The sequence below is a fragment of the Pseudonocardia sp. CA-107938 genome, from assembly GCF_050936315.1.
Classification (GTDB): domain Bacteria; phylum Actinomycetota; class Actinomycetes; order Mycobacteriales; family Pseudonocardiaceae; genus Pseudonocardia.
This window is the reverse complement of sequence record NZ_JBNJNA010000001.1, coordinates 5,017,484-5,030,759: the sequence shown is the minus strand read 5'-3', so window position 1 is coordinate 5,030,759 and position 13,276 is coordinate 5,017,484. Positions and strand designations below refer to the sequence as shown.

The window sequence follows — 13,276 nt, the reverse complement described above, 5'->3', positions numbered from 1 at the left end:
TGATCCTTCAGCCCTTGACCGCGCCGAGGGTGAGTCCGGCGACGATGTGCCGTTGGAGGAGGAGCGTCAGCAGGATGACCGGGACCGAGTAGACGACCGCGAGTGCGGTCATCGAACCCCAGTCCAGGCCGAACTGGGTCTGGAAGTTGGCGATCACCACCGGCGTGGTCTGGGCCCGCACCGCGGTCAGCAGCAGCGCGAAGAGGAACTCGTTCCACGAGGCCAGGAACGCGAAGATCGCGGTGACGGCCACGCCCCCGGAGGTGACGGGGATGACGACGCGCCACAGCGCGCCCAGGCGGGAGCAGCCGTCGATCCTGGCCGCGTCCTCCAGCTCGACCGGGACGGCGTCGAAGAAGCTGGACATCAGCCAGATCGACAGCGGCAGGGAGATCGTCGTGTGCGCGATCGCGAGGGCGATCGAGGTGTCCGACAGGCCCAGGTCGTGGAAGATCCCGATCATCGGCACGCCGACCACGATCGGCGGGACCATCCGCGTGACGAGCGCGGCGATGATGAAGAACCGTCCGGCCCGGGTCCGGTAGCGGACCACGGCGTAGGCCGCGGGCAGTGCCAGCACCAGCGAGATCAGGGTGCTCAGCGTGGCCGTGACGATGCTGTTGACGAACGAGGCGACGACCCCGTCCCGGGACAGGGCGGAGACGTAGTTCGTGACCGTCCATTCTCCGGGCAGGAGCCGCGGCGGGACGGCGATCGTCTCCAGTGGCGCCTTGAACGAGGTCAGCGCCATGTAGCCGAACGGGAACCCGTACAGGACCACGACGGCGACGAGCAGGACCCACAGGATGGTCCTGGAGCTCGGGCGGCGGACGTCGAGACCGTTCATGCCGTGCCGTCGCTTCCCGGGCGCCAGATGGAGAGGACGGCCACGATGGACACGGCCAGCATCACGACGAGGTAGACGGTGCCCATGGCGCTGGCCAGGCCGGGGTCGCCGAAGCGGACCATCGTGCGGTAGATCAGCAGCGACAGGGTCTCGGTGCTGGACTGGGGGCCGCCGCCCGTCTGGATGAGGATGACGTCGAAGGCGCGGGCCGCGTCGATCCCGCGCACGATGAGCGCCACGGCGATCACCGGGCGCAGGAGCGGCAGCAGGATCCGGACGAGGATCGTCGGGTACCGGGCGCCGTCGATCCGCGCTGCCTCGACCACGTCCCGCGGGATGTTCTGGAGCCCGGCGAACAGCACGAGCGTGATGAACGCGGTCGTGAGCCAGATGTCCGGGATCGCTACCGAGAACAGGGCGATGTCCGGGTCGGAGAGCCACTGGACGTCCGTGCTCGACCGCAGGACCCCGGCCCGGGTGAGCAGCTCGTTGACGATGCCGAAGTTGTCGATGAGCAGGAACCGCCAGAGCAGGCCGGCCACGATCGGGGCGATCATCAGCGGGTAGAGGAACACCGTGCGGAAGATCCGCGACGCGTTCCCCAGCGCCGTGAACAGCAGCGCCACGGCAAGACCCAGGACGAACTCGCAGGTCACCACGACGACCGCGTACAGGACCGTCCGCCACGCGGCGTCGGCGAAGGCCGCGTCCTGGAAGAGCCGGGCGTAGTTGCCGAGGCCGACGAACGTCCACGGACCCCCGGCGAAGGGGCTGACCTCGAAGAACCCGGCGGCGACGAACTGCACCAGCGGCCAGCCGATGAAGACCGCCAGGAACGCCGCGGCCGGCAGCATCAGCAGCGCGGCGAAGCGCCGGTCCGTCATGCGGGTCGATGTACTCCGCGATGTGCTCCGAGTGGGCCGGCGCGGGTGGCCGGTGCGGCCACCCGCGCGGTCCACTACCGCTTGACCAACGATTGGACCTGCTCCTTCGCAGCGTTCAGCAGGGCCTGGTCGTCGGCGCCCGGCTGGAGGGACTTCTGGATCATCGGGACGAGGACCGTATCCACGATCTGCTGCCACTTCGGCGTTGCCGGCCGCGGGATCGTGGCCGGGGCGGTGAGCGTGTCGATCAGCGGCTCGTAGTTCTCGTAGCCCGGCTGGTCCTGGTACTTCGCGAACGCCGACTTCCGGGCCACCAGGCCCAGGTTGGTCTGGGCGGCCAGGTCGTTGTGGTCGTAGGCGAACTTCACGAAGTCCGCCGCGGCCTGCTGCTGCCGGCCGGCCCTGGGCACGGTGAGGTACCAGGCGCCGGGGACTCCGGCGACCCCGCCGGGGCCGGCGATCATCTGCGCCACGCCGACCTTGCCGGCCACCGGGGAGTCCTTCGGGATCTGCCGGTACGCGTGCGCCCAGAACAGCGACATGGCCGTCCTGCCCTGGTTGAACAGGTTCTGGGCGGCCGCCCAGTCCACCTGGGCAACTCCCGGCGGAGCGAACTCGGCCAGGCTGCCGTAGAACTGCAGGGCCTGGTGACTGTTCGCGTCCCCGAGGGAGACGGTGGCCCCGTCGTTGCTGGTGACCATGGTCTTCTCGCCGGTCTGGGAGAGCAGGGCCAGCCACTCGGTCTCCACGGCGCCCTTCACGTCGGTGCCGTACATGCCGTCCTTGGTGAAGAACGCGGCCGCGTCGTGGTACTGCTGCCACGTCGTGGGCGGGACGAGGTCGTAGCCGTACTTCGCCTTGAACGCGGCCTGGTTGGCCGGGTCGTCGAACAGGTCCTTGCGGTAGTAGAGGATCTCCGAGTTCGTCCACACCGGCATGCCGACGAACGCGCCACCGACGTTCGCCTCCTGGACCAGCGCCGGGAACAGGTCGCCCTTGACGGCGTCGGTGAAGAGGCCGTCCAGCGGGGTGATCGCGTCCTTGAACGTCGGCAGCCAGACCGCGTCCATCGCCGCGACGTCGACGGAGACGCTGCCGGACGTGAACTCGCTGTTGAGCCTGTTGTACAGGCCGTCGTAGGGCAGTTCGACGAAGGAGACCTTGGTGCCCGACTCCTTGGTGAACGCGTCCGCGATCGGCTGCAGCTCGGCGTGGCCGCCGGCCTCGACCAGCACGGTGATGGCCTTCTCCGACGACGACGTGCTGCCGCCGACACCGCAGCCGCCCATCGCGAGGACCGCAGCCGTGGCGACCGAGACGACCACGGCAAGTCTTCTACGAAGCATCCTTACTCCGAATCTGTCCGCTGGGGTCCCCCGGGAATGAGACGCCTGCAAAAACGTCTTGGCAAAACGTCTTGGCAGACGGTAGGCACGCTCAACGGCCTCGTCAACTGCCAAAAAGCCAAAACCTCGGTGCCTCGGCCGCCGGTGGGACCATGGCGCGATGATCAGTTCACGGCAGCTCGAGTACTTCCAGGCCGTTGCCCGGGAGCTGCACTTCACGCGCGCGGCGGAGTCGCTGCGCATCGCCCAGCCGGCGTTGTCGCAGCAGATCCGGCGGTTGGAGCGGCAGCTCGGGCTGGTGCTGTTCGAGCGGAACAACCACCGCGTGGAGCTGGCGCCGGCCGGTGCCGCCCTGCTCGAGCACGCCGAGCGGATCCTCGCGGACCTCGTCGCCGTCGAGGACGAGATGCTGGGATGGGCCGGCGGTGTCCGCGGCAACATCCGGCTGGGCGCCGCACGTGGACTGATGTCGCAGCTGGCGCACGTGCTGTCGGTGTTCTGCCGGAGCTATCCAGCGGTCAAGGTGGAGCTGCGCGAGCACAACACCGAGGAGATGATCGCGGGTCTGCACGCGGGGAGGCTCGATCTCGCGACGTTGGCGATCTCGCGCGGTCTCGACGAGCGTCGACTCGTGGTGCACCCGCTCGGCCGGGAGCCGCTGGTACTGGTGACGGCCGCGACGGGCGGGCCGCTGTCCGACCGGCCGGAGGTGCCGATCGGCGAGCTGGACGGGATGGAGATGGTGATCTACCAGGCAGGCTCGGTGGTGGGCCAGATCATCATGTCGGCGCTGGAGGCCGGCGGTGCCGTACCCGACTTCCGGTTCGAGAGCCGGGAGTACAGCACCGCGCGGATCCTGGCGAGCGCCGGGTTGGCTGCCGCGATCATGCCCCGCTCCGTGGCCGAGGCGCCGGGGCCCGCCGTGCACATCGCCCGGCTCGATCCCGAACCGATCTGGACGCCGTCGCTGGCCTGGCCGGCCGGGCGGCGTCCGGCGCCGGCGGTGCGGATGTTCATCGACTACGCCGTGGGACATCCCGCGTTCGCGTCCCTCGCCGAGGGTGATAGTTCTGGCGTCTGACCGTCAGTCCGGTCAGGTCTTGGACGTCTGATCGTCGAGCCGTCATCGTCATCACGGACGTGACGGAAGGACATGACGTGGAACGCAGCGCGCGAGGACGGCTGGAGTACGCAGCCCTCATGGGGTCGGACCCCGAACAGGCACTCGCCGACGTCCGGCGGCGCTCGCCGCAGATGTACGACGCCGTCGTCGAGACGGCGTTCGGCGGACCGTTGGCGCACGCGGAACTCGGTCGGGCCAGCCGGGAGCTGGCGACGGTGTCGATGCTCGCCGCGCTGGGTGGGGCCGAGCGGCAGCTCGCCGTCCACGTGGCGGCAGCGCTGCGCCTCGGGATCGCCGCGTCCGAGCTGCGTGCCCTCGCCGAGCACGTGTCGGTGTACGCCGGGTTCCCGCGGGCGCTGAACGCGCTGGCCGTCATCGACGAGGTGGTGGCCGCGGCGGGCATCGACGGGCCGCTTCCGGTGCGGCGCATCGACGTGGGCCACCACGAGACCATCGTGGCGCAGGCCGGCACGGACGGCCCCGCGGTCGTGCTGCTCCACGCCCTCGGCCTCGACTGGCGGATGTGGGAACCGGTCATGGCGCCGCTGGCGGTCGGCCGCCGCGTCTTCGCCTACGACATCCGGGGCCACGGCTGGGCGGCCGGCCACGGCGCAGCGTTCACCATGACCGACGTCGCCGACGACCTGATCGGGGTGCTCGACGCGCTCGAACTGGACCAGGCGCACGTCGTCGGCCTCTCCTACGGCGGTGGGATCGCGCAGACCGCCGCGGTCGCCCACCCGAAGCGTGTCGCGTCCCTCGCGCTGCTCGCCACCACCGACCACCCGTTCACCGCGTTCGAGGCCAGGGCCCGTTCCGGCGAGGTCGACGGCATGGCCGCACAGGTCGTGCCGTCGCTGACCCGGTGGTTCACCCCCGCGGCGCTGGCCACCGACGGCTGGGGCGTCCGCTACGCCCGCGAGCAGGTGCTCCGCGGCAACGCCGCCGACTGGGCCGGGACGTGGCGCGCGTTCACCGGGCTCGACGTCCAGGGCCGGCTCCACCGGTTCGACGCACCGACCCTGGTGCTCGCCGGTGAGCTCGACGCGTCGACCACGCCGGAGATCATGCGCGGCATCGCGGACCGGGTGCCCGACTCGCAGTACCGGGAGCTGCCCGGCACGCCCCACATGCAGACCCTCGAACGGCCCGAGCTCGTCGCAGCCGCCCTGGACGAGTTCCTGCCCGCAGCCGGGACCCAGCGGTGAAGGCCGCCTGGTACGACCGCAACGGCCCGGCCGACGAGGTCCTGTGCATCGGCGAGCTGCCCGACCCGGAGCCCGGTCCCGGCGAGGTACGGGTGCGGGTGGGCGCCGCCGGGATCAACCCGGCGGACGTCAAGCGCCGCTCCGGTGTCGGCGGGCGGGCGATGCGCCACCCGCGCGTCGTCCCCGGCGACGACGGGGCCGGCGTCATCGACCGGGTCGGGCCGCGGGTGCCCACGAGCCGGATCGGGCAGCGCGTGTGGGTGCACTCCGCGAACCACCGCACGCCGTTCGGGACCTCCGCGGAGCTCGTCGTCGTGCCGTCGGCCCAGGCGATCGAACTACCGCCGGAGACACCCGTCGAGGCTGGTGCCTGCCTCGGCGTTCCGGCGCTGACCGCCCAGCGCTGTCTCTTCGCGGACGGACCGATCGACGGCAGCACGGTGCTGGTGACCGGCGGGGCCGGCGCGGTCGCCCAGTACGCGATCCAGCTGGCCAGGCACGGTGGCGCCACGGTGATCGCCACCGCGAGCACACCCGACAAGCAGGAGGCGGCCCGCGCCGCGGGCGCTGCGCACGTCGTCGACCACCGCAGCGCCGATGCGGTCGAGGCGATCCTCGACCTGGCCCCGGGCGGCGTCGACCGGGTCGTCGACGTGGCGTTCGGGCAGAACCTCCCGCTCACGTCGGCGGTCATCGCCACCGGCGGCACGATCGCCACCTACGCCTCGGACGCCGTCCCGGAACCCGTGCTGCCGTTCTACCCGCTGATGCGCCGGGGCGTGACCATCCGGACCGTCCTCGTGTTCGCCATGCCGGCACCGGCGATGTGGGCGGCGACCGATCACATCACGCGAGCACTGCAGGACGACGTCCTCACCCATCGGATCGCGGCGCGCTACCCACTCACCGCGATCAGCACCGCGCACGACGACGTCGAGCAGGGACGCCGGATCGGCAAGGTGCTGCTCGTGCCCGAGCCGGCTTGAGCTCAACCATCACCAGGAGGGTCACCATGACTGCCACGTTCACGTTCGACGTCTTCGCCAGCCTCGACGGCTACGGCTCGCCCAGCCTCGACAGCGACTGGGGCGGCTACTGGGGCAAGCAGGGCCCCGAACTGCTCGACCACCGCCTCGCCTCGTTCGAGACCGAGCAACGCATGGTGTTCGGCGGCTCCACCTTCCGCGAGTTCCTGGAGATGATCCCCGCCAGCAAGGACATGTCCGACGTACTCGACCCGTGGGTCACCCGGATGCGCAGCACCCCGGCCACGGTGATCTCGTCCACACTGGAAGGCCCCTTCGACTGGCCGGACGCGACCGTCGCGCACGGCGACGCCGTCGAGGCCGTCACCCGGCTCAAGGAGGAGTCGACCGTGCCCTTGCGGTCGCACGGCAGCCTGTCGCTGAACCGGTCGCTGCTCTCGGCCGGGCTGGTCGACCGCATCGAGCTGACGGTCTTCCCCGTGATCAACGCCCGGACCGGGACCGAACCGATCTTCCGCGGTACCGAGGACTTCGACCTCGAACTGCTCGAACAGCGCACCCTCGACGGCCACACCCAGGTGCTGGCCTACCGGCCCACCCTGCACTGATCGACGCTCTGGAGGGTGGTTGTCGCCGGCCCGATCAACCGGGCTGCGGGCCGACGGCGACCGGCCGCGCCGGGTCGTTGGACCAGGCCGACCACGAGCCGGGGTACAGCGCGGCCGGGACCCCCGCCACGGCGAGGGCCGCGACCTGGTGCGCCGCGGTGACACCGGAGCCGCAGTAGACCCCGACCGGTCCGGCGTCCGGCGCCAGCCCGGCGAACCGGGCCCGCAGCTCCGCCGGGGTGCGGAACCGCCCGTCGGGCCCGAGGTTCTCGCCGGTCGGGGCGCTGATCGCGCCGGGGACGTGCCCGGCGCGCGGGTCGACGGGCTCGACCTCGCCCCGGTAGCGCTCGGCGGCGCGCGCGTCGAGCAGCACCCCGGTGCGGGCCAGCTCGGCCGCCGCGTCGGCGTCGAGCACCGGCAGGTGGCCAGGACTCAGCTGCACGTCACCGGGCGCGGGCGCCGGCACGTCACCCTCCTCCAGCGCGTGGCCGCCGGCGGTCCAGGCGCCCAGGCCCCCGTCGAGCAGGCGGACGTCGCTCAGGCCGGCCCACCGCAGCAGCCACCAGGCGCGGGCCGCGGCCAGGCCGCCGCTCGCGTCGTAGGCGACGACGGGCCGGCCGGCGGTGATGCCCCAGCGCCGGGCCGCGGCCTGCAGGTCCGCGACCGGCGGCAACGGGTGCCGGCCCTGCCGCGGGTCGTCGGAGTGCGCGGCCAGCTCGGTGTCGAGGTCGACGTAGACCGCGCCGGGGAGATGCCCGGCTCGATGGTGCTCGCGGCCGTGCGGATCGCCCAGCGCCCAGCGGACGTCGAGCAGCACCGGCGGGTTCGGCCCGGCCAGCTCGGCGGCCAGCGCGTCGGCCTCGACGAGGACGTCGATCTCGGGCAGCACCTGCAGCAGCTCCTTCTCCCCCAGCGAGCCCGCGGCCACTCCCTGCGCGGCAGCGCGGTGGACCGCGGCGAGCACCGCCGCGTTGCGCGGGGCCGGCACCCCGTGCAGCCGCCCGAGCAGCACGATCTCCCCGTTGAGGAAGTCGGACTCGAGCGACGCGCCGCGCTCCAGACTCTGCCACGTCGAACGTCCCGAGCGCCCCGCGCCCGGGACGTCTCGCACCTCGAACGTGCTCAGATCCAGCCCGGTCTCGGCCGCCAGATCGGCGGCTTCGATCCCCGCCGCCGCGTACACGCGCAGCGCCTCGGCCCGCAGCGCCGCTGCGGCGCGGTCGCGCAACGGTCCCGGCGGGTGCAGCGCGTCGAGCGCGTTGCCGAGGATCGGCAGCAGCTTGCCCGCCTTCCAGCGCGGCACGTCCGGCACCACCTCGACGAGGTGACGGGCAGCGCGCAGGTCGGCGGCGATCCCCTCCAGGCGCGCGTCGGACCCGGCCGGGTAGCGGCCGATCCACACCACCCCGGCCATCGGATCACCGGCGGAGACGACCTCGCCGGCGGTGACGAACGTGGTCGGGGACCACACCGCGGCCCCGTACACGGTCGCGAACCGGCGCGCCGCGGCCCGTTCGGTGTCCAGGCCGTTCTGCAGGACGAGCACCGGCAGCACCTCGGCCGCCAGGTCGGACCCGACGGGACGCCACGCCCACTCGGCGAGCGCCGCATCGCCGTCCTGCGCCTTCGTGGCCAGCACCAGCACGTCATCGGGGCGCAGCTCCAGCTCCTGCGGCGAGCCCACGACGGAGAGGTCGACGCGGTGCTCGCCGTCGGGGCGGAGGTAGCGCAGCGGCCCCGCGCGCAGGGCATCGAGCTGCGCCCCGCGAGCCGCGAGCACGACCGCACGCCCCGCCGCCTGCAGCTCGACGGCGAGGGTGGCGCCGACCGCGCCGGCACCGATGACGACGTAGCGGGTCATGCGGTCACGGGTCGCGCGATCGCCGGCACCCCGGCGCGCAGTCGCTCCAGGAACAGCACGATCGTCGCGGCGGCCGTTCGGTGCGTCTGGTCGTTGAGGGCGTCGTGGCGACCGCCGGTGATCGCCACCAGCTCGGCGTCCTTCACCCCCGCGTACCAGTCACGAACCGAGCTGAGCGGGCTGACGGCGTCGTCGTCGCCGTGCAGGCCCAGCACCGGCACCGTGATCGCGCCGGGGTCGGCGGCCCAGCCGGCCGGCAGCGCCTCGCGCAGCGCGCCCCGCCGGAGGGCGGCGTCGGCGGTCAGGCGGCCCTGGTGGGTCGGGCAGGCGGTGCGCGCGGCGACCTCGGCCTCCCAGTCACCATCGGCCAACACGGCGTCCGGGCCGGGCAGACCGGCCAGCACCAGACCCGCAGCCTGCCCGCCGGCCGCCAGACCCGCCGCGAACAGCGCGCCAGAGTCCGACCCGACGAGCACCCGCGGCTGCGGGCCGACGCCGTCGTCCGTGCTCTCCAGCAGGCCGCGGACCAGCGCGGTCACCCCCGCCTCGTCCTGCGTCGGGTCCGGCACCGCCCACACGCGGTAGCCGTCGGCCGCGATGCGGTGGCCGAACCGCTCGTACACGCCGGGGTGCTCGCCCCGACCCGGCACGACCACCACCGTCCCGCGCGGCGCGATGCCGGCGGGCTCCCGCCAGCCGGCGACGACCCGGAGATCCCCCTGAACGGACACGTGAACCACCCTCTGCAGCGCGGGCCGGGCCCGCAGCGGACCCGGGAGAAGAACGCGAGTGCGACCGGGACCGCGGAGCGGTCGACCGATCAGCCGGCCGGACAGGCCGCCGAGTGCACCGTGCCGTGGTCGATGACGCGGCGCCTGGTCAGCGCGGCGGCACCATCGACGGTCGACGAGCACGGCACCCCGTCAGCAAAGTCGACGGCTCGTCCGCTGTCCAACGACGAATGTTCATCACAATCGAGAAGCAGACGTGATCGATGCGGTTACCGTTCGTGCATGGCTCCCGTGCTGGACATCATCGCGCTGCGCAGCCTCGTGGCCGTGGCCGACTGCGGGGGCTTCCACCGGGCGGCCGACGCACTGGTCCTGTCGCAGTCGGCGGTGAGCCAGCACGTGCGCCGGCTGGAGAAGGTCGCGGGGCGTCCACTCGTGCGCCGGGAGGGCCGGATCAGCCGGTTCACGTCCGAGGGCGAGGCGATGCTCGGCGAGGCCCGGCGCATCCTCGCCGCGCACGACGAGGCCCTGCGCCGGCTCGGCGTCGGCGACACGCGCGACTCGATCGTGCTCGGCTCCACCGAGCACGCCGCCGACGAGCTGCTCCCCACCGTCATGCGCGCCCTGCAGGACGACTTCCCCGACTCCGCGGTCCGGTTCCGGCTCGACCGCAGCAGCCGGCTCAACGACGCCGTCGACCGCGGCACCCTCGACCTGGCCATCTACATCGGCGACGAGCACGGAAACGACTCCGTCGAGGTCGGAGCGATGCCGCTGACCTGGTACGCCGCGCCGCACTGGGAGCCGCCACCGGCCGGCGAGCCGATCCCGCTCGTCGTCATCGACAGCCCGTGCACGATCCGCCGGCGCGCACTGGCGTCGCTCGCCGACCGCGGGCTGCCCGCCGTCGTCGTCGGCGAGGCCGCGTACCTGGCCGGGGTGCTCAACGCCGCCCGCGGCGGCCTGGGCGTCGCGCTGATCGCCGGGAACGCCGTCCCGGAGGGTCTGGTGGCGCGGCCCGACCTGCCCCCGGCGCCGGCGGAGCGGCTGTTCCTGCGGGTGCGCCGGGGATCCGACCCGCGCCTGGCCCGCATCGCGAGCGCCGCGCTGCACTCGGTGCTCCTCCCCGTCTAGCGACGTCACACAGGTTGTGGCCGCCGCACACAGGTTGGGCCCTGTGTGCGGTGGCCACGCGCTGTGTGAGGTGCGGTGCTCGGCGGCCAGGCCCGCTCCGCGGGGGCCGCGGCGCCTCCCGGCCTCACACACCGTCGGGCCCGTTCACACAGGTCCGGACGTGTGTGAACGGGCCCAACCGTGTGTGACGTCGCTCGAGCGGGGCGTTGTGCGCGCGGATCGGGGGCACCTCGCCCGTCCAGCGCTCCAGCCGGACGGTCGTGTGCTGGCCGGTGCAGCCCTGCGCCAGCGCCGACGTGCCGACGTCCCGGGTGAGGACGTTCGGGTTGCCGTGGACGCAGAACGGGCGCTCCGCGGACGGGTCGAGCGGGTCGAACCAGGCTCCGGTGGGCAGCTGCAGCACGCCCTCGCGGATCCCGTCGGTCACCGCGGCGGCGGCCAGGCAAGAGCCGCGGTCGTTGGCCAGCACCACCAGGTCGCCGTCGACGATCCCCAGCCGGGCCGCATCGGCCGGGTGCACGCGCACCACCTCCCGCCCGTGCACCTTGTGCGCCGCGCTGTGCGCGCCGAAGTCGAGCTGGGAGTGCAGCCGGGTCGCAGGCTGGTTCGCGACCAGCCAGAACGGGTGCCGCCCGTCGGGCGCCTCGGTCGGCGGCAGCCACGCGGGGTGGCCCGGCGCGTCGGCATAGCCGAACCCGGCCACCGTCGCCGAGAACAGCTCGATCCGCCCCGACGGCGTCGGCAACGGGTGGGCGTCGGGGTCGGTGCGGAAGGCGCCGAGGACGCCGCCGTCGTCGGGGTGCAGCGGCAGCTCCACCTCGCCGTCCGCCCAGAACTGCGCGAACGAGGGCGCCAGCCCGGACTGGGCGTAGAGGTGCTCGAGCCAGCCGCGCACGTCGCGGCCCTCGGTGAACAGCTCCCCCACCCCCAACCGCTCCGCCAGCGCCGCGAAGATCGCGTGGTCGTCGCGCGCCTGGCCCGGCGGGTCGACGAGCCGGTGCATCGCCGTCATGACGGGGTCGTAGCGGCCGGCGCCGATGTCGTCGCGCTCGATGGTCCACGTGGTCGGCAGCACGACGTCGGCGTGGCGCGCGGTGGCCGTCCACACCGGTTCGTGGACGACGAACGTGTCGAGCCGGGCGATGGCGCGGCGCAGCCGGCCGAGGTCCTGGTGGTGGTGGAACGGGTTGCCGCCCGCCCAGTACGCGAGCCGGACGTGCGGGTAGCGGCGCCGCTCGCCGTCGTGGTCGTACTCCGCGCCGGGGTGCAGCAGCATGTCGGCGATCCGGGCCACCGGGATGTACTCGTCGACGCCGTTGCGGCCCTGCGGCAGCGCCCCGATCTGCGCCGCGACGCGCGGCCGGCCGTAGTGCCCGATCGAGCCCAGGCCGTAGCAGTAGCCACCGCCGGGCAGGCCGATCTGGCCGAGGGCCGCGGCCAATGCCACCCCGGCCCACACGGGCTGCTCGCCGAACTCGGCGCGTTGCAACGACTGCGCGACGGTGACCAACGTGCGCCCGCGCGCCGCGCGCCGCGCCAACTCGCGGATGTCCGCGGCCGCGATCCCGGTGATCGACGCGGCCCACTCGGCGTCGTGCCCGGCGAGGTACCGGACCAGCTCGTCCCAGCCCACGCAGTAGCGCTCCAGGAACGCCGCGTCGTGGAGTCCCTCGTCGACCAGGGTGTGCAGGAGCCCGAGCATCAGCGCCGTGTCGGAACCGGGTGGCACCGGCAGCCACCGCGCCCGCGCCTCCTCGGGCAGGTCGGACCGCAACGGCCCGATCGTGACGAACTCGGCGCCGCGCTCGGCCGCCGCGCGCATGGCCGCGCGCTCGACGTGCGCACTGATCCCGCCACCACCGACGGCGCTGTTCTTGAGGTTCATCCCGCCGAACGCCAGGACGGTGTCGGTGTGCCGGGCGACCTGGTCCCACGTCACTGTGCCCTTCGACACGGTCTCGCTCGGCCCGAGCACGTGCCGCAGCACCGTCTCGGCCGCGGCGCCGCTGTACGTCCCGACCGAACGCACGTACCCCCCGAGCGCCGTGTTGAGGAAGCGGTGCAGCTGGCTCTGCGCGTGGTGGAACCGGCCCGCGCTGCCCCACCCGTAGCTGCCGCCGTAGACCGCGCCCGGCCCGAACCGGTCCCGGACGCGCCGCAGCTCGCCGGCCAGCCGGTCCAGCACCTCGTCCCACCCGACCTCGACGAACTCGTCGCAGCCGCGCCGCTGGTCAGGGCCCGGACCGTCCGCCCACCAGCCGCGCCGCACGGCCGGGCGGCGCACCCGGGCAGGATGGTCGACGGCAGCGGCGACGTTGCCCAGCAGCGGCGACGGATCGGGGTCCGCCGCCCGCGGCACGACGCGCAGGCCGTCCGCGGTCAGCTCGCCCCGGAACGAGCCCCAGTGCGTGCTGTGCGTGCGTGCGGGAGTCGACGGCATCGGCCGAGCGAACGTGACGCGGCGCCGGTCCGTCCAACGACGAATCGGGATCGATGGCCGATCGATCGCGAACGCTGATCGGTACCGATGCAGATTCGGCGCTGGACC

Annotated in this window: 11 protein-coding genes; 5 read left to right on the top strand and 6 right to left on the bottom strand. The window is 73.2% G+C overall.

Annotation, left to right across the window (positions count from 1 at the left end):
* Window positions 1-7 precede the first annotated feature (7 nt).
* The 3 genes from ACQEVB_RS24895 to ACQEVB_RS24885 form a co-directional block, all read right to left on the bottom strand.
* Window positions 8-847: a carbohydrate ABC transporter permease gene (locus ACQEVB_RS24895; protein ID WP_432975608.1), complete on the bottom strand. Its 840-nt coding sequence runs from the start codon at window positions 845-847 to the stop codon at window positions 8-10.
* A complete protein-coding gene (locus tag ACQEVB_RS24890) occupies window positions 844-1,731 on the bottom strand; it encodes a carbohydrate ABC transporter permease (protein WP_432975605.1) in 888 nt (295 codons plus the stop codon). The genes ACQEVB_RS24895 and ACQEVB_RS24890 overlap by 4 nt, the downstream gene beginning before the upstream one ends.
* 74 nt (window positions 1,732-1,805) lie before the next feature.
* Entirely contained in the window at window positions 1,806-3,056 is a 1,251-nt protein-coding gene (locus ACQEVB_RS24885) for an ABC transporter substrate-binding protein (RefSeq protein WP_432975602.1), read from the bottom strand.
* 181 nt (window positions 3,057-3,237) lie between these two features.
* On the opposite strand from ACQEVB_RS24885, the gene ACQEVB_RS24880 reads away from it, so the two are divergent.
* The 4 genes from ACQEVB_RS24880 (at window position 3,238) to ACQEVB_RS24865 (ending at window position 7,002) form a co-directional block, all read left to right on the top strand.
* Window positions 3,238-4,158, top strand: coding sequence for a LysR family transcriptional regulator (locus ACQEVB_RS24880; RefSeq protein WP_432975599.1), 921 nt, complete (start codon window positions 3,238-3,240; stop codon window positions 4,156-4,158).
* Between the two features lie 77 nt (window positions 4,159-4,235).
* Entirely contained in the window at window positions 4,236-5,408 is a 1,173-nt protein-coding gene (locus ACQEVB_RS24875; RefSeq protein ID WP_432975596.1) for an alpha/beta fold hydrolase, read from the top strand.
* Window positions 5,405-6,394: an NADPH:quinone reductase gene (locus ACQEVB_RS24870; RefSeq protein ID WP_432975593.1), complete on the top strand. Its 990-nt coding sequence runs from the start codon at window positions 5,405-5,407 to the stop codon at window positions 6,392-6,394. Before ACQEVB_RS24875 ends, ACQEVB_RS24870 begins: the two co-directional genes overlap by 4 nt.
* Window positions 6,395-6,420: 26 nt before the next feature.
* Window positions 6,421-7,002 carry a dihydrofolate reductase family protein gene (locus ACQEVB_RS24865; RefSeq protein WP_432975590.1) on the top strand — a complete coding sequence of 194 codons (582 nt, stop codon included), beginning with the start codon at window positions 6,421-6,423 and terminating at the stop codon, window positions 7,000-7,002.
* Window positions 7,003-7,036: 34 nt separating this feature from the next.
* Here the strand turns inward: ACQEVB_RS24865 and ACQEVB_RS24860 are convergent, their stop codons facing one another.
* Together ACQEVB_RS24860 and ACQEVB_RS24855 are read right to left on the bottom strand one after the other, a co-directional pair.
* A complete protein-coding gene (locus ACQEVB_RS24860) occupies window positions 7,037-8,863 on the bottom strand; it encodes a rhodanese-like domain-containing protein (RefSeq protein ID WP_432975587.1) in 1,827 nt (608 codons plus the stop codon).
* On the bottom strand, window positions 8,860-9,594 hold the full coding sequence (locus ACQEVB_RS24855; protein ID WP_432975584.1) for an alpha/beta hydrolase: 735 nt from the start codon (window positions 9,592-9,594) through the stop codon (window positions 8,860-8,862). Before ACQEVB_RS24855 ends, ACQEVB_RS24860 begins: the two co-directional genes overlap by 4 nt.
* Window positions 9,595-9,876: 282 nt before the next feature.
* Between ACQEVB_RS24855 and ACQEVB_RS24850 the strand changes: the two genes are divergently transcribed.
* Window positions 9,877-10,728, top strand: a complete 852-nt coding sequence (locus ACQEVB_RS24850; RefSeq protein ID WP_432975581.1) for a LysR substrate-binding domain-containing protein — start codon at window positions 9,877-9,879, stop codon at window positions 10,726-10,728.
* A 124-nt stretch (window positions 10,729-10,852) separates the two neighbouring features.
* Here ACQEVB_RS24850 and ACQEVB_RS24845 read toward each other — a convergent pair whose 3' ends face one another.
* Window positions 10,853-13,168: a molybdopterin-dependent oxidoreductase gene (locus tag ACQEVB_RS24845; protein WP_432975578.1), complete on the bottom strand. Its 2,316-nt coding sequence runs from the start codon at window positions 13,166-13,168 to the stop codon at window positions 10,853-10,855.
* Window positions 13,169-13,276 lie beyond the last annotated feature (108 nt).